At 71.6% G+C, this 15,973-nt stretch carries 15 protein-coding genes; 9 read left to right on the plus strand and 6 right to left on the minus strand.

Features of this window, described 5'->3' with window-relative positions; genetic code table 11:
• Positions 1-75: 75 nt before the first annotated feature.
• Entirely contained in the window at positions 76-1,623 is a 1,548-nt protein-coding gene (locus M8542_RS02355) for a PucR family transcriptional regulator (protein WP_257918277.1), read from the minus strand.
• 51 nt (positions 1,624-1,674) lie between these two features.
• Between M8542_RS02355 and M8542_RS02360 the strand changes: the two genes are divergently transcribed.
• Positions 1,675-2,295 (plus strand): class I SAM-dependent methyltransferase, encoded by a 621-nt coding sequence (locus M8542_RS02360; protein ID WP_257918278.1) that lies wholly within the window; start codon positions 1,675-1,677, stop codon positions 2,293-2,295.
• Here the strand turns inward: M8542_RS02360 and rdmE are convergent.
• Positions 2,292-3,818 (minus strand): aklavinone 12-hydroxylase RdmE, encoded by a 1,527-nt coding sequence (gene rdmE / locus M8542_RS02365; protein ID WP_257918279.1) that lies wholly within the window; start codon positions 3,816-3,818, stop codon positions 2,292-2,294. The two genes, M8542_RS02360 and rdmE, sit on opposite strands and share 4 nt — an antisense overlap.
• Before the next feature lie 160 nt (positions 3,819-3,978).
• On the opposite strand from rdmE, the gene M8542_RS02370 reads away from it, so the two are divergent.
• The 3 genes from M8542_RS02370 (at position 3,979) to M8542_RS02380 (ending at position 7,128) form a co-directional block, all read left to right on the plus strand.
• Positions 3,979-5,289: a bifunctional o-acetylhomoserine/o-acetylserine sulfhydrylase gene (locus tag M8542_RS02370; protein ID WP_257918280.1), complete on the plus strand. Its 1,311-nt coding sequence runs from the start codon at positions 3,979-3,981 to the stop codon at positions 5,287-5,289.
• Positions 5,286-6,392, plus strand: coding sequence for a homoserine O-acetyltransferase MetX (metX, locus tag M8542_RS02375; RefSeq protein ID WP_257918281.1), 1,107 nt, complete (start codon positions 5,286-5,288; stop codon positions 6,390-6,392). The genes M8542_RS02370 and metX overlap by 4 nt, the downstream gene beginning before the upstream one ends.
• A 76-nt stretch (positions 6,393-6,468) precedes the next feature.
• On the plus strand, positions 6,469-7,128 hold the full coding sequence (locus tag M8542_RS02380; RefSeq protein WP_257918282.1) for a DUF2306 domain-containing protein: 660 nt from the start codon (positions 6,469-6,471) through the stop codon (positions 7,126-7,128).
• Here M8542_RS02380 and M8542_RS02385 read toward each other — a convergent pair.
• Together M8542_RS02385 and M8542_RS02390 are read right to left on the minus strand one after the other, a co-directional pair.
• The gene (locus M8542_RS02385; RefSeq protein WP_257918283.1) at positions 7,056-7,274 is read right to left on the minus strand and encodes a hypothetical protein; all 219 of its coding nucleotides are present in this window, start codon (positions 7,272-7,274) and stop codon (positions 7,056-7,058) included. The two genes, M8542_RS02380 and M8542_RS02385, sit on opposite strands and share 73 nt — an antisense overlap.
• Positions 7,265-8,167, minus strand: coding sequence for an AurF N-oxygenase family protein (locus M8542_RS02390; protein ID WP_257918284.1), 903 nt, complete (start codon positions 8,165-8,167; stop codon positions 7,265-7,267). Before M8542_RS02390 ends, M8542_RS02385 begins: the two co-directional genes overlap by 10 nt.
• A gap of 69 nt (positions 8,168-8,236) precedes the next feature.
• On the opposite strand from M8542_RS02390, the gene M8542_RS02395 reads away from it, so the two are divergent.
• Positions 8,237-8,878, plus strand: a complete 642-nt coding sequence (locus M8542_RS02395; protein ID WP_257918285.1) for a TetR/AcrR family transcriptional regulator — start codon at positions 8,237-8,239, stop codon at positions 8,876-8,878.
• Here the strand turns inward: M8542_RS02395 and M8542_RS02400 are convergent.
• Together M8542_RS02400 and M8542_RS02405 are read right to left on the minus strand one after the other, a co-directional pair.
• The gene (locus tag M8542_RS02400; RefSeq protein WP_257918286.1) at positions 8,875-9,372 is read right to left on the minus strand and encodes a hypothetical protein; all 498 of its coding nucleotides are present in this window, start codon (positions 9,370-9,372) and stop codon (positions 8,875-8,877) included. The two genes, M8542_RS02395 and M8542_RS02400, sit on opposite strands and share 4 nt — an antisense overlap.
• Positions 9,373-9,418: 46 nt before the next feature.
• Positions 9,419-10,009: an SACE_7040 family transcriptional regulator gene (locus tag M8542_RS02405; protein WP_257918287.1), complete on the minus strand. Its 591-nt coding sequence runs from the start codon at positions 10,007-10,009 to the stop codon at positions 9,419-9,421.
• 267 nt (positions 10,010-10,276) lie between these two features.
• Between M8542_RS02405 and M8542_RS02410 the strand changes: the two genes are divergently transcribed.
• The 4 genes from M8542_RS02410 (at position 10,277) to M8542_RS02425 (ending at position 15,972) form a co-directional block, all read left to right on the plus strand.
• Positions 10,277-11,089, plus strand: coding sequence for an SGNH/GDSL hydrolase family protein (locus tag M8542_RS02410; protein ID WP_257918288.1), 813 nt, complete (start codon positions 10,277-10,279; stop codon positions 11,087-11,089).
• Between the two features lie 127 nt (positions 11,090-11,216).
• Positions 11,217-12,830 (plus strand): carboxyl transferase domain-containing protein, encoded by a 1,614-nt coding sequence (locus tag M8542_RS02415; protein WP_257918289.1) that lies wholly within the window; start codon positions 11,217-11,219, stop codon positions 12,828-12,830.
• A 5-nt stretch (positions 12,831-12,835) separates the two neighbouring features.
• The gene (locus M8542_RS02420) at positions 12,836-14,821 is read left to right on the plus strand and encodes an acetyl-CoA carboxylase biotin carboxylase subunit (protein ID WP_257918290.1); all 1,986 of its coding nucleotides are present in this window, start codon (positions 12,836-12,838) and stop codon (positions 14,819-14,821) included.
• Positions 14,818-15,972 (plus strand): acyl-CoA dehydrogenase family protein, encoded by a 1,155-nt coding sequence (locus M8542_RS02425; protein ID WP_257918291.1) that lies wholly within the window; start codon positions 14,818-14,820, stop codon positions 15,970-15,972. The genes M8542_RS02420 and M8542_RS02425 overlap by 4 nt, the downstream gene beginning before the upstream one ends.
• The last annotated feature ends 1 nt before the right edge of the window (position 15,973 follow it).

The following is a 15,973-nucleotide window of genomic DNA, read 5'->3' on the forward strand; positions in this document are numbered from 1 at the left end:
CTCTTTCGGCGGGAAAGGACAATCCGAACGATCGGCGCGATCCATGCGGAGCAGCGCATGCGGCGAACGGCGCAGTCAGCTCCAGCGCAGCGCCACCAGCTGGGTGAGCAACGCCAGCCGGACGTCGGGGTCGTCGAGGTCCAGCGGCACCAGCTCGAGGAGCTTGCGCATCCGGTACCGCAACGTGTTCGGGTGGATCCGCAGCTCGCGCGCCGCCGCGCGCGGGTCGCCGGGGTGGCGCAGCCATTCGTAGAGCGTCTCGACGTAACCGGCCTTGCCCGATTCGTCGTGCGCGCGCAGGGCGCCCAGCGGGCCGAGCTCCGCCACCCTCGCGCCGGCCGCCGCCGTCGCGCCGCGGTGCAGCGTCAACGCCGTCCAGGCTTCGTCGAACGTGATCACCCGCTCCTCGAGGAGCTCGGCACGCAGCAGGCCGAGGGCTTCGTCGGCCTGGAGGCGCGACGCGGAGAGGTCGCCGATCTCGCCGGGCGCCCCGGCCGCGGCTCGCGGGGCGCCGCCGCGGCGGGTGGCCGTCGTCGCCAGCGCGTCGCGCAGCTCCGTCCAGCCGCCGGGGCCCGGCCGGTCCGGGACCACCGCGTAGAGCAGCCCGCCCAGCTCGGTCGCCACCGGACGGCGCCCGATGCCCTGGGAGATCCGCTCGAGCAGGGCCAGCCGCAGGCCCTCGGCGTCGCGCCCGTCGCCGCCGGTCACCTCGATGACGACCACGCGGTGCGGTTCGTCGGACAGGTCCAGCTCGGCCATCGCCTTGCGCGGGTTCGCCCGGCCTTCGAGCACCCCGCGCAGCAGCTCGGCGGACGCGCGGCGCTGCGCGTCGGTGTGCGCGCGACGGCGCAGCAGGTGCAGCGCGACGACCGGGGCGGCGTCGGCGAAGGCGGCCGCGCGCTCGTCGGACACCGGCCCGGCGACGACCGCCCACATCGACCCGAGCAGCTCGCCCCCCATCCGGATCGGCACGATCAGCCGCGGCAGCGTGCCGTCGCGCTGCGCGGGGACGAAGATCGTCTGCCGGCCGCGCGACAGCTCGCGGAACACCCCGCGCGAGCGGAACCGCGCGAGCACGTCGTCCGGGATGCGCCGGCCCATGATCGTGGCGACGCGTGCGGGGTCGGTGAGGTCCTGACGCGCGGAGTAGGCGAGCACGCGCGAGTTGGTGTCCTCGATGGTCACCGGCGCGTCCACGACGGACGCGACGGCGTCGGCCAGCCGGAACAGGTCACCGGAGCCCGGGTCGAGGTCTTCGGACTCGTCGGCGAGGGCGTCGAGGACGGTCCGCAGCAGCCACACGAGCTGGGCCCACGACGTCGCGGCGTGCACCTGGACGAGCGCGATCCCGCTGGCCTTCGCGGCCCGCTTGACGGCCGGCTTCGCGGCGAGCGGCGGCTTGAGCAGCACGGCGGCAGCGCCCTGCTCGGCACTCTGCTTCACGAGCTGGACGGCGTCTTCGGGACCGGTGGTGGCGACGCCGAGCACGAGGTCCCCGGCGGCGACGGCCCCGCCGGGCTCGGCGATCACGACGTCGGCGACGGCGGGCGGGTCCTCGGGCACCTGGAGTGCGTGGAGCAGCGTCGGCCCCACCCGGTCGACCACATTGCGCACCGAGACCACGACGTCATTCTGGCCGAGAAACCGCTGGACGGCTCGCCTAGGGTCGAAACGGTGAGCGACGCACGCAAGATCGTCGAGGCCGGCTACGACAGCTCGGCGCAGCGGTACCTCGAGTGGAGCGCCCGGATCACGGACGACCCGCGGCAGCGCTTCCTCGCCGAGCTGAGCGGCCGCCTCACCGACGGCGCGCGGGTGCTCGACCTCGGCTGCGGCGCGGGCGTGCCCAGCACAGCGCTGCTGGCCGAGCACCACGACGTCCTCGGCGTCGACGTGTCGGCGACGCAGCTCGCCCTCGCGCGGCGCCACGTCCCGGGCGCGCGGTTCGAGCAGGCGGACATGACCGCGGTGTCCTTTCCGGACGGCAGCTTCGACGCCGTCACGGCGTTCTACTCGGTGCTGCACGTCCCGCGCGAGGAGCAGGGCGCGCTCTTCGGCCGGATCGCGCGCTGGCTGCGCCCCGGCGGGTGGTTCCTGGCGGCGCTGGGGTGCAGTGAGGCGAACGGCGTCGAGGACGACTGGCTGGGGACGCCGATGTTCTTCAGCAGCCACGCGCCGGCGGAGAACCGGCGGCTCCTCGAAGCCGCCGGTTTCACGCTGGTCGTCGACGAGCCGGTGACGATCCGCGAGCCCGAAGGCGACGCCACCTTCCACTGGGTGCTCGGCCGCGCCTAGCGCGACAACACCGCGTCCAGCACCCGCCGCAGCTCGCCCGCCGGGTCGTCGACCGACATCGGCGCCCGCCACGCCACCACGCCGTCCGGACGCACCAGCGACGCGCCGCCCGTCGAAAGCCCGTAGCGGGCGGCGAACAGCTGGTCGTCGACGACGTGGCAGTCGATGCCCGCCTCGGCCGCGGCCGGGCCCCAGCCGTCGCCCGCGCACAGCAGCACCCACGACCGCCCCAGCAGGTCCAAAGTGGACGCCAGTCCCGGCGCGCGGAAGCCGGGACGGCCGGTCGGCGCGTGGATGTCCTCGACGCGCGCGCCGTCGTCGGGCTCCTCCGAAAGCACCGCCGACGAGCGGTACCGGAACCCGAGGACGGCGTTCAGCGGGTCCTCGGCGGGGGTGATCCCCGAAACGTCCAGGCCGGGGTGCATCCGCTGCTTCATGTTGTGCAGCGAGGTGTCGATGATCATCCGCGCGATCGGCCGCCGCTCGGCCTCGTACGTGTCGAGCAGTGCCGGGCCCGCGTCGCCGCGCAGCACCGCGGCGAGCTTCCACGCGATGTCCGCGCCGTCGCCGACCGCCGTGTTGCCGCCCTGGCCGCCGGTCGGCGGGGTCACCTTCGCCGCGTCGCCGACCAGGAAGACGCGGCCTTCCCGGAACCGGTCGGCCAGCCGGGCGGCGACCTCCCACGAACCCGTCCACACGATCCGCGGCTCGAGGTCCGGCAGGTCGGTGGCGCTGCGGATCATCGCGACCAGCCGGTCGTGCGGGAAGTCCGCCGGGGACTCGCCGCGAGCGGGGAAGTAGTCCGGCGCGAAGACGTACCGGTTCGGCACGTCGGTGTTGACCAGCCCGGCCGTGAAGTCCGGGTGCTGCAGGTAGAACAGGTCCGTCACGCCGGGCCGGACGCGGTCGCCGAGGTCGGCGTCGAACACCACGCCGAGGCAGTGGCTCAGCGCGTCCATCCCGGTGGTCCCGATGCCGAGGCGGCCCCGGATGCCGCTGCGGCCGCCGTCGGCGGCGACGACGTAGTCCGCGCGCACCACCGTCTCCTCGCCGGAGTCGCGGTGCCGCAGCGTCGCGGTGACGCCGTCGTCGTCCTGCGTCAGGTCGACGAGCTCGGTCCGGAACCGCACCCGCGCACCGGCCTTCTCCGCGTGCGCCAGCAGGATCGGCTCGACGACGTCCTGCCCGGCCATGCCGGCGGGCATCGTCGTCGAGGCCGAGATGTCGTACTCGCTGCCGTCCTCCAGCAGCCGGTGCAGCACGCGCCCGGCGAGGCTGGTCGCGACGGTGATCCGCAGCCCCTGCGACGCCCGCGGGCTCACCTCGAGGACCTCGCGGTCGATTCCTGCCCAGTGGAACAACTCCATCGTGCGCCAGTTCTGCCCGGCGGCCCGCGAGTGGACCGACGTCCCGGCGTGCCGTTCGACGGTCAGGACGTCCACTCCCTCGCGAGCCAAGAACAACGACGCCGACAACCCGCCCAGCCCGGCCCCCACGACCAGGACCTGAGTCCGCTCCTCCATGATTCCTCCCTGTCTGTGAATCTCCCTGATAAGATATCTTAGCCACAGAGATATCCGTGGAGCAAGGAGGTAGGCTCCCAGGACTTGAGAACGGTTGGGTACTCCGTTCGGCCGAAGTAACTTCGGACCAACAGACCCCTTGAGCCGCAAGGAGAAACCGATGAGCGCGGACGACACCTCGGCGTGGTCCTTCGAGACCAGGCAGATCCACGCGGGCGCCGCGCCGGATCCGGCCACGGGCGCGCGGGCCACCCCGATCTACCAGACGACGTCGTACGTCTTCCGGGACAGCCAGCACGGCGCCGACCTGTTCAGCCTCGCCGAGCCCGGCAACATCTACACGCGGATCATGAACCCGACGCAGGACGTGCTGGAGCAGCGCGTCGCCTCGCTCGAAGGCGGTGTCGCGGCGCTGGCGTTCGCGTCCGGCTCGGCCGCCACCACCGCGGCGATCCTCAACCTCGCGGGCGCGGGTGACCACTTCGTCTCGAGCCAGTCGCTCTACGGCGGCACCTACAACCTCTTCCACTACACGCTGCCGAAGCTCGGCGTCGAGGTCACCTTCATCGACGACCAGGACGACCTCGAGCAGTGGCGGGCCGCGGTCCGGCCGAACACCAAGTTCTTCTTCGCCGAGACGCTCGCCAACCCTGGCAGCAACGTCCTCGACATCCGCGGCGTCGCCGACGCCGCGCACGAGGCCGGCGTCCCGCTGCTGGTCGACAACACCATCCCGACGCCGTACCTGGTGCGCCCGATCGAGCACGGCGCCGACGTCGTGATCCACTCGGCCACGAAGTACCTCGGCGGCCACGGCACGACGATCGCCGGCGTGCTGGTCGACGGCGGCACGTTCGACTTCGGCAAGGACCCGGCGAAGTTCCCGGGCTTCACCGAGCCCGACCCGAGCTACCACGGCCTGAAGTACTGGGAGGCGCTCGGCCCCGGCGCGTACGCGGCGAAGGCCCGCGTCCAGATCCTGCGTGACACCGGCGCGGCGATCGCGCCGCTGAACAGCTTCCTGATCCTGCAGGGCATCGAGACGCTGTCGCTGCGCATCGAGCGGCACGTCCAGAACGCGCAGGCGCTCGCCGAGTGGCTGGAGCAGCGGGACGAGGTCGAGAAGGTCTACTACGCCGGCCTGCCGTCGAGCCCCTTCTACGAGGCCGGGCAGAAGTACCTGCCGCGCGGCGCGGGCGCCGTCCTGTCGTTCGACCTGCGCGGCGGTGTCGAGGCGGGCCGGAAGTTCGTCGACGGCACCGAGCTGCACAGCCAGCTGGTGAACCTCGGCGACGTCCGCAGCCTGATCGTGCACCCGGCCTCGACCACCCACAGCCAGCTCTCGGCCGAGGAGCAGCTCGCCAGCGGCGTCACGCCGGGCCTGGTCCGGATCGCCGTCGGGCTGGAAGGGATCGAGGACCTCAAGGCCGACCTGGAAGCCGGATTCCGGGCGGCGAAGGCCGAACTGTGACCGTTACCGGTGCCTGGCGGGTCGGGGACCCGCCAGGCCGCCGGGAGTTCGTCACCGGCCCCGGCGCGCTCGCGCTGGAGGCCGGTGGCGTGCTGCCGTCGTTCACCCTCGCCTACGAAACGTGGGGGACGCTGAACTCCGACGCGTCCAACGCCGTCCTGGTCGAGCACGCGCTGACCGGCGACAGCCACGCGGCCGGGCCGGCCGAGCCGGGTCACCCCAGCGCGGGCTGGTGGGACGGGCTGATCGGGCCCGGGAAAGCCTTGGACACCAGCGAGTTCTTCGTTGTGGTGCCGAACGTGCTGGGCGGCTGCCAGGGCTCGACCGGCCCCTCGTCGGACTTCGACGGCAAGCCGTGGGGCAGCCGGTTCCCGGTCGTGACCGTGCGGGACCAGGTGGCCTCGGAAGCGGTGCTGGCCGATCACCTGGGCATCGAGCGCTGGGCTGCCGTCGTCGGCGGGTCCATGGGCGGGATGCGTGCGCTGGAATGGGCGGTGACGTTGCCCCCGCGGGTGGCGTCGGTGCTGGTGCTGGCCTCGACCGCGCGGGCGTCGGCCGAGCAGATCGCCTGGGCGGCGCCGCAGCTGCACGCGATCCGGGCGGACCCGTTCTTCCACGGCGGTGACTACTACGCCGCGCCGGCGGGGCCGCACGCCGGGCTCGGCGTCGCGCGGCGGATCGCGCACGTCACCTACCGCAGCGAGCCGGAGCTGGCCGAGCGGTTCGGCCGGGCGTACCAGGGCGACGAGGACCCGTTGCGGGGCGGGCGGTTCGCCGTCGAGTCCTATTTGGACCACCACGCGGCCAAGCTGGCCAGCCGGTTCGACGCGAACAGCTACCTGGTGCTGACGGAGTCGATGAACACCCACGACGTCGGCCGCGACCGCGGCGGCGTGGCGGCGGCGCTGGGCCGGGTGACGGCCCGGGCGGTGATCGGCGGCGTCGACAGCGACCGGCTCTACCCGCTGTACCAGTCGGCGGAGATCGCGGCCGGGATCCCGGGAACGCCGGAGCCGTCGGTGGTTTCCTCGCCCTACGGCCACGACTCGTTCCTCATCGAGACCGGCCAGATCGCGGCGCTGGTCAAGGCGCTGCTGGGTTAGTACGTCCCCGGGCGTACGGCCACGCGCCGCTCTCCGGCGGATGACCGCGACCGGGTCGCCGCGGGATCGTGGCGGCATGCGGAAAACCTGGCTGGTGTTCGCCGTCGCGCTCGGGTTCGGCGCGGTGCTCGTCTACCCGTACCTGGGCCTCGACATCGACGACAGCCGGCTCTCGGTGCGCAGCAGCCTGCAGTACGCGGTCCTGGTGGCGCACATCTTCACGGCCGCGGTGGCGCTGGTGCTCGGCCCGCTGCAGTTCGTGCCGAAGATCCGGGCGCGCCGGCGGGTCCACCGCACCCTGGGCCGGCTCTACCTCTTCGCCGGGGTGCTGCCCTCGGGGCTGGCCACGATCCCGGTCGCGCTCTGGTCGGGCCGGCTCGTCACGCAGCTCGGCCTGACCACCGCGGGCGTCCTGTGGCTGGTCACCGGCGCTCTCGCGTACCGGGCGGCGCGGCGGCGCGACTTCGCCGCGCACCGGGCCTGGATGCTGCGGAACTACGCGCTGACGTTCCTCGCCGTCACGTCACGGGTACTCGTGCCGGTGCTCCTGCTGGTCCAGGTCCCGTTCGGCGGGGTCGACCCGGCGAGCGCGCCGACGTTGATCCCGATCGGCCAGACGCTCGGCTGGGTCGTGAACCTGGCCGTCGTCGAAATCCTGCTGCGTCAGCGGCCGGCGACCCGCTCGCCCAGGCGCACCAAGCGGTTCGCGACCCGGCGGGACGCGCCGGCGGCGTAGTCACCGACGCGTTCGGCCGCCCGGTCGGACAGCTTCGCCAGCCGCCAGGCGACGTCGTCGGCGCGCTCGCCGGCTTCGTCGCCTGCGGTGGTGATCCGGTCGGCGAGCCGCCCGGTGCCGACGGCGAGCAGATCCTTCAGTGCCATGACTTCCCCTCCGCCTCGAGCATCCCGGCCCGGCGCCACAGCACCGCGCTCGGCCCGCCGATCAGGTCGTTGTCCCGCAGGAACCGCACCAGTTTCCGGGCGCCGAAGGTGAGCGTCTCCCGCCGGTGCGCGCTGTGGCGCGCCGCCCGCACCGCGACACCCGGGTCGATCCCCGCGCGCAGGTACTGCCGGGGCCGCGAGAGCAGCCGCGACATCAGCAGCGCGCCGACCGCGACCACGACCCGCGCGAACTCCTTGCGCCACCACGGCGCCTTCGCGAGCTCCCGGACGAGGTCGTCGCGCGCGTACTTGACGTGCCGCGCCTCTTCGGTGACGTGGATCCGCATCACCGCGCGCACCACCGGCTGCACCGACTCGTCGTCGAGGTGCTCGCGCTGCAGCGCGTCGAAGATCTCCTCGCCGATCAGCGTCGCGACCCACATCGCGGGCCCGCGCAGGATCACCGGGAGGGCCTGGGCGCTCAGCTGCAGCCAGCGGTTGTTGCGGTACGGCCGGCCGTCGACGCGCTCGATCAGCGTCGCGAACATCGTGGAGTGCCGGCATTCGTCGGCGACCTCGGTCAGCGCGTAGTGCACGTGCCGGGTCGTCGGGTCCTGGCGGTAGGACGCGCGCAGCAGCATCTGCATGAGGATCAGCTCGAACCAGATCCCGACGCTGACAGTGTTCACGAGCTCCTGGCGCGACAGCTCGATCCGCTGCGCGCGGCTCAGCGTGTCCCACACCGGCGTGCCGTAGAGCGAGACGAGCTTTTCGGGGATGAAGAACTGGTCCTCGTTCAGCGGCGCGGCCCAGTGGACGTCGACGTCCGGGTCGTAGGAGAGCCGGGCGCTCGACTTGAGCAGCCTCTCGGCCGTCGCCTCACGGTCGCCCATGCGAACCTCCCTGTGTCGTGTAACACTAGAACGCATGAAACAATCTTCGTCAAGTTGTAAAGTCACCGCATGCGCGATCTCCTGAAGCACGCCCTCGAAGCCGACCTCCCCGGTGACGAGACCGCGGAACGGATCATGGGCGCGGCGCTGACCCAGGCAGAGGACTTCGGGCTGCGCCGGTTCACCGTCGACGACGTGGCACGCCGCGTCGGCCTCTCGCGGGTGACGATCTACCGGTACTTCCCGAAGAAGGACCAGCTGCTCAACGCGCTGGTGCTGCGGGAGATGAAGCGGTTCTTGACGAAGGTCGACGACGTCGTCGAGGCGCAGGGGTCCCCGGAGGAGAAGCTCATCGAGGGGTTGAGCTTCTCCCTGGGGTACCTGCGCGGGCACCGGCTGCTCAACCGGCTGCTGCGCACCGAGCCGGAGCTGATCCTGCCGCAGCTGACGGTGCAGGCGGGCGGCCTGTTCGCGGCGGCGCGCACCCGCATCGGCGCGCACTTCCACGCGGAGATCGCGGCGGGCCGGCTGAGCCTGCCCGCCGAGGACGTCGACGGGATGGCGGAGCTGCTGATCCGCATCGTGGTGTCGCTGGTCCTGACCCCGGAGACGGTCCTGCCGGTCGACGACGACGTCGAGCGCCGCCGGGTGGCCGAGCTGTACCTGGCCCCGATCGTCCGCTCCTTGCGGCCGGCTGGTCCGGGGCGCTAGTCGGAGACCGCTTCGGAGATCCAAGGGGCCACCGGCAGGTCGCGGTCCAGGCATTCGACCGACAGCCGGATCGTCCAGCGCAGCGCCTGCAGCACCAGGCTGTCGACCTCGTCCGGCGCCGCGTTGGCCAGGGCGATCTCCACCTGCTCCTGGGCGGCCTCGGTGTTGCCGTGGACCTCCGCCAGCAGCGTCCGCACCGCGGTGCGCACCGGCGGGTCCGCCTGGTCGATCGAGACCTCTTCGCCGTCTTCGTCGAAGACCTGGACCTTGACCGGCGCGCTGCCCCCGTCGCCGAGGGTGGAGACCATCGCGCTGCACTCGCCGAACAGCAGCAGCATCAGCGCCTTCGTCTCGTCCGCGCGGGCCTGCGGTTCGACGGCCGTCGGGGCGATCTCGACGAGGGCCTCGGCGTCGTCACCGACGCTCAGCGCGGTCAGCGCGCGCTGGGCCTTCTCGACGAGCCGCTCGTTCCAGTCCGCATCCACGTGCCCCATCAAACACCAGCGACGGCGGTCGTGGGGATACCTTGATCCGGGTCGGTCATCCGGCCGCGCGGAGGGCACCCAGCGCGAGCCGGCTGAGCAGTTCGGCGAGTTCGCCATCACCGAGATGGCGGTTGTACGGGGTCGAGTTGATCAAGCCGAACACGGCGTGTGCCGCCGATCGCGCCTGCCGTTCTTCCAGCTCCGGCATGGCTTCGCGGATCGCGTTGACCCACACCTCGACGTACTGGCGCTGCAGCGCGCGCACCTGCTTGCGGTCGGCGTCGGTGAGGTTCGCGAGGTTGCGCTCCTGGACGGTGATCAGCGCCGGGTGCGCGAGCGCGAACCCGACGTGGAACGCCACGAGCCCGGTCAGCGTGTCGTCCGGCGAGCCGGGCCTGCTCGCCCACGCCGTGCCGCCGTCGAGCAGGTAGCGGCTGATCGAGTTCAGCATCTCGCCGAGGATCGCGTCCTTGCTGCGGAAGTGCCGGTAGAGCGCCGGGCCGGAGATGCCGACCGCGGCGCCGATGTCGTCGATCCCGACGCCGTGGAAGCCGTGGTGGGCGAACAGCTCGGCGGCCGCGGCGAGGATCTGTTCGCGTCTGTTCGCCTTCTCGCCCGTCACGAGTGGCGTGGAGTTGGCCGGCATCCGGCCATATTAGAGCGGGAAGTTAGCGACCGCTAACACCGTTCCCGTGTTCGTCGCTTTCGGGCCGGTTGAGCCGGGTTGCGACCGCGGCAACGCCGAGTGCTCCAGCCTCGCCGAAAGGCGTCGGGGTTCCCGGGTCGGCGACCGCTGACACTGTTCCCGCCTTCCGGTGTGGGCCGTGTGGGTTACTTACGGGTAACCAGGGGTTCCTTGTGGGGTCTCCACCTGCTGTCCTATTCGGGTCGGCTCTGTCACAAAGGAGTGACCATGGCTGTTCCCACCGGTAAATCCCTGCGTCTTCTCCAACGGTTCGGCACAGCCCTGGGGGCTGTCGTCCTGTCCACCTTCGCGGTCGCCGGCGTCTCGCACGCCGCCGGGACCGTCTACGCCGCGCTCGGCGACTCCTACTCCTCCGGGACCGGAGCCGGCAGCTACGGCAGTTCCGGGAGCTGCTACCGCAGCGCCAAGGCGTACTCGCAGCTGTGGGCCAACGCCCACAGCGGCACGTCGTTCTCGTTCCTCGCCTGCTCCGGGGCGAAGACCGGCGACGTGATCAACCAGGCCAACTCGATCCCCTCGGGGACCAACCTCGTCACCGTGACGGTCGGCGGCAACGACGCCGGCTTCACCGACGTCATCACCACCTGCACGCTCAACAGCGACTCGGCCTGCGTGAACCGGGTCAACACGGCCAAGACGTACGTGAACAACACCCTCCCGGCGTTGCTCACCAACACCTACAACGCGATCAAGGCGAAGGCGCCGGGCGCGCGCCTGGTCGTCCTGTCCTACCCGCGCTTCTACACCGTGCCCGGCTCCTGCTGGGTCGGGCTGAGCGACACCAAGCGCTCGGCGATCAACTCCGGCGCGGACACGCTCGCGTCGGTCATCCAGCAGCGCGCCGCGGCCGCCGGGGCGACGTTCGTCGACGTCCGGCCGTCGTTCGCCGGGCACAACATCTGCTCGTCGGCCGACGACTACCTGCACAGCCTGACCTGGCCGGTGGTCGAGTCCTACCACCCGACCGTGGCCGGGCAGTCGGGCGGTTACTACGCCCCGCTGCGCGCGGCGATCGGCTGAAGCACGTCCGGAGAGGCCAGCCCGGTGCGCCGGGGTGGCCTCTCCGGCGTTCCGGCGACTGGACACCCACGTTAGCGGTCGCTAACATCGAGGCGGAGGTTAACGACCGCTAACTTCGAGGGAGCCCATGGACACGCCGGCACTGGGGACCACCGCTGCCCCGGACAGCGAGGCCTACGCCCGCAACGCCACATCCCACGCGGAGCTGGTCGAGGACCTCCGCAAACGGTTGGCGAGCGCCCGGCTCGGCGGGCCGGAGAAGTCACGCACCCGCCACGTCGAACGCGGCAAGCTGCTGCCGCGCGACCGCGTCGACACGCTGCTGGACCCGGGCTCGCCGTTCCTGGAGCTCTCGCCCCTGGCGGCGAACGGACTGTATGACGACGAGGCGCCGTCCGCCGGGATCATCACCGGGATCGGGCGCGTCTCCGGCCGTGAGTGCGTGGTCGTCGCGAACGACGCCACCGTCAAGGGCGGCACGTACTACCCGATGACGGTGAAGAAGCACCTGCGCGCCCAGGAGGTCGCGCTGCACAACAACCTGCCGTGCGTCTACCTGGTGGACTCCGGCGGCGCGTTCCTGCCCAGGCAGGACGAGGTCTTCCCGGATCGTGAACACTTCGGCCGCATCTTCTACAACCAGGCGACGATGTCGGCGCGCGGCATCCCGCAGATCGCGGCGGTGCTCGGCTCGTGCACCGCGGGCGGCGCGTACGTCCCGGCGATGAGCGACGAGGCCGTGATCGTCCGGAACCAGGGCACGATCTTCCTCGGCGGCCCGCCGCTGGTGAAGGCGGCGACCGGCGAGGTCGTCACGGCGGAGGAGCTCGGCGGCGGCGACGTGCACTCGCGCCAGTCCGGCGTCACCGACCACCTGGCCGACGACGACGCGCACGCCCTGCGGATCGTCCGCCAGATCGTCTCGACGCTCGGGCCGCGCACGCCGCGCCCGTGGGACGTCCGGCCGACCGAGGCCCCGGCCGTCGACCCCGCCGAGCTGTACGGCGTCGTCCCGACCGACCCGCGCACGCCCTACGACGTGCGCGAGGTGATCGCGCGGATCGTCGACGGCAGCCGCTTCGGCGAGTTCAAGAAGGAGTACGGCTCGACGCTGGTCACCGGGTTCGCCCGGATCCACGGCCACCCGGTCGGCATCGTCGCCAACAACGGCGTGCTCTTCGCCGAGTCCGCGATGAAGGGCGCGCACTTCATCGAGCTGTGCGACAAACGCTCGATCCCGCTGCTGTTCCTGCAGAACATCACCGGCTTCATGGTCGGGCGCGCGTACGAGGCCGGCGGCATCGCCAAGCACGGCGCGAAGATGGTCACCGCGGTGGCCTGCGCGCGCGTGCCGAAGCTGACCGTCGTCATCGGCGGGTCCTTCGGCGCCGGCAACTACTCGATGTGCGGCCGGGCGTACTCGCCGCGGTTCCTCTGGATGTGGCCGAACGCGCGGATCTCGGTGATGGGTGGCGAGCAGGCGGCGTCGGTGCTCTCGACGGTCCGCCGCGACTCCATCGAGGCCCGCGGCGGCGAGTGGTCCACTGAGGACGAAGAAGCGTTCAAGGACCCGATCCGCGAGCAGTACGAGGCGCAGGGCAGCCCGTACTACTCGACGGCGCGGCTGTGGGACGACGGCGTGATCGACCCGGCGGACACCCGCACGGTGCTCGGCCTCGCCCTCTCGACCGCGGCCAACGCGCCCTTGGCCGATGTCAACTACGGCGTCTTCCGGATGTGAGGCAGATGTTCGACTCAGTGCTCGTCGCGAACCGGGGCGAGATCGCCGTCCGGGTCATCCGCACGCTGCGGGACCTCGGCATCCGCGCGGTCGCGGTGTACAGCGACGCCGACGCCGACGCGCGGCACGTCCGGGAGGCGCACACCGCCGTGCGCATCGGCCCGGCGGAGGCCGCGCGCAGCTACCTGTCCATTCCGGCCATTGTGGACGCCGCCGTGACGTCGGGTGCACAGGCCGTGCACCCGGGTTACGGCTTCCTGGCGGAGAACGCGGAGTTCGCGCGCGCCTGCGAGGCCGCCGGGCTCGTGTTCATCGGCCCGCCGGTCGCCGCGATCGACGCGATGGGCGACAAGATCCGCGCCAAGGCGACGGTCTCGAAGGCCGGCGTCCCGGTCGTGCCCGGCGCGTCCGATGTGGACATTCCGGACGGGGACTTCGCTTCCGCCGCCGCGAAGGTGGGCTACCCGCTGCTGCTCAAGCCGTCCGCCGGTGGCGGTGGCAAGGGCATGCGGCTCGTCCAGGCGCCCGAAGAGCTGGACGCGGCGATCGAGTCCGCGCGTCGCGAGGCCAAGGGTTCCTTCGGTGACGACACGCTGCTGATGGAGCGGTTCGTCATGACCCCGCGGCACATCGAGATCCAGGTCATGGCCGACAAGCACGGCCACGTCATCCACCTCGGCGAGCGCGAGTGCAGCCTGCAGCGGCGGCACCAGAAGATCATCGAGGAAGCGCCGTCGGTGCTGCTGGACGAGGCCACCCGCGAGAAGATGGGCTCGGCGGCCGCCGAAGCCGCGCGCTCGGTCGGGTACGTCGGCGCGGGCACCGTCGAGTTCATCATGTCGGCGAAGAACCCCGACGAGTTCTTCTTCATGGAGATGAACACCCGGCTGCAGGTCGAGCACCCGGTCACCGAGCTGGTCACCGGCCTCGACCTCGTCGAGTGGCAGGTCCGGGTCGCGGCCGGGGAACCCCTTGCCGTCCAGCAGGAAGACGTCGTCCTCAACGGACACGCGGTCGAAGCGCGCGTGTACGCCGAGGACCCGGCGCGCGGGTTCATCCCGACCGGCGGGACGGTGCTGGCGGTGCACGAGCCGGCGGGCGACGGCGTCCGCGTCGACTCGTGGATGACACCGGGGGCGGTGATCGGTTCGAACTATGACCCGATGCTCGCCAAGGTGATCGCGTGGGGGCCCGACCGGTCGGCGGCCCTGCACCGGCTGGACCTGGCGCTGGCCGACACGGCGTTGCTGGGCGTCGGCACCAACACGGCGTTCCTGCGCGGGCTGCTGGCCGACCCCGACGTCCGGGAAGGCCGGCTCGACACCGAGCTGGTCGACCGCCGGCTGGCCGAGCTGGTCTCCGCCGACGTGCCCGCGGAGTTCTTCGTCGCGGCCGCGCTCGACCGGTTCCTGGAGCTGCAGCCGTCGGGGTCCACTGTGGACCCGTGGGACGTGCCGGACGGCTGGCGGATGGGCGGCTCCGGCGGGGTCGTCTTCCGGCTGAAGTCCGGCCAGGCGCGCGCGGTGGTCCGGGTGCAGGGCACGCCGTCCGCGGCCGCCGTCCAGGTCGACGACAGCGAGCCGGTCGAGGTCTCGGCCCGCCGCGACGGCGACGTCCTGGAGATCCGGCACGCCGGCGGGTTCGACCGCTACCGCCAGGCCTGCGGTCCGGACCGGACGGTCTGGCTCGCGCGCGACGGGCTGAGCTTCCCCTTCGGGGAGCAGGAATTCGTGCTTTCGTCGCGCGGTGAGGCCGCGGGCGCCGGACCAGTCACCAGCCCGATGCCGGGCACCGTGCTCGTGGTCAAGGTCGCCGCGGGCGACGTCGTGAAGGCCGGGACGCCCTTGCTGGTCGTCGAGGCGATGAAGATGGAGCACACCGTCACCGCGCCGATCGACGGCGTGGTCAGCGAACTCCCCGTCCGGGCCGGCCAACAGGTCGCGCTGGACGAAACCCTTGCCGTAGTGAAGCCCCAAGAGGAGCAGCAGTGATCGACTTCCGCCTGGACGAGGAGTACGAAGCCCTCCGCAAGACCGTCGAGGACTTCGCGCACGCCGAGGTCGCGCCGGTCATCGGCGAGCTGTACGAGAAGGAGCAGTTCCCGTACGAGATCGTCGCGAAGATGGGGGAGATGGGCCTGTTCGGCCTGCCCTTCCCCGAGGAGTTCGGCGGCATGGGCGGCGACTACTTCGCGCTGTGCCTGGCCCTGGAAGAGCTGGCGCGGGTCGACTCGTCGGTCGCGATCACCCTGGAGGCCGGGGTTTCGCTCGGCGCGATGCCGATCTTCCGCTTCGGCTCCCAGGAGCAGAAGGAGAAGTGGTTGCCCGAGCTGTGCGCGGGCACCGCGCTGGGTGGCTTCGGCCTGACCGAGCCGGGTGGCGGCTCGGACGCGGGCGCGACCCGCACCCGCGCCACTTTGGACGGTGACAGCTGGGTCATCAACGGCAGCAAGGCGTTCATCACGAACTCGGGAACGGACATCACGCGCCTGGTCACGGTCACCGCGGTGACGGACGTGATGGAGAACGGCCGCAAGGAGATCTCGGCTATCATCGTCCCGTCGGGCACGCCGGGCTTCGCGGTCGCGCCGAAGTACTCCAAGGTCGGCTGGAACTGCTCGGACACGCACGAGCTGTCCTTTTCGGACGTCCGCGTCCCGGCGGAGAACCTGGTCGGCACGCGTGGCCGCGGCTACGCCCAGTTCCTGTCCATTCTGGACGAAGGCCGCGTCGCGATCGCCGCGCTGTCGGTGGGCCTGGCGCAGGGGTGCGTCGACGAGTGCCTGCAGTACGTGAAGGACCGCGTCGCGTTCGGCAAGCGGATCGGCGAGTACCAGGCGATCCAGTTCAAGGTCGCCGACATGGAGGTCCGCACGCACACCGCACGCCTGGCGTACTACCAGGCGGCGTCGAAGATGCTGCGCGGCGAGCCGTTCAAGAAGGAGGCGTCGATCGCGAAGCTGGTCGCGTCGAACGCGGCGATGGACAACGCGCGCGACGCGACCCAGATCTTCGGCGGGTACGGCTTCATGAACGAGTTCCCGGTGAGCCGCTTCTACCGCGACGCCAAGATCCTCGAGATCGGCGAGGGGACGAGCGAGGTGCAGAAGATGCTGATCTCCCGGCACCTCGGCGTCGCCTGAC

Origin of the sequence: Amycolatopsis iheyensis, assembly GCF_024703995.1 — a bacterium.
GTDB lineage: Bacteria > Actinomycetota > Actinomycetes > Mycobacteriales > Pseudonocardiaceae > Amycolatopsis > Amycolatopsis iheyensis.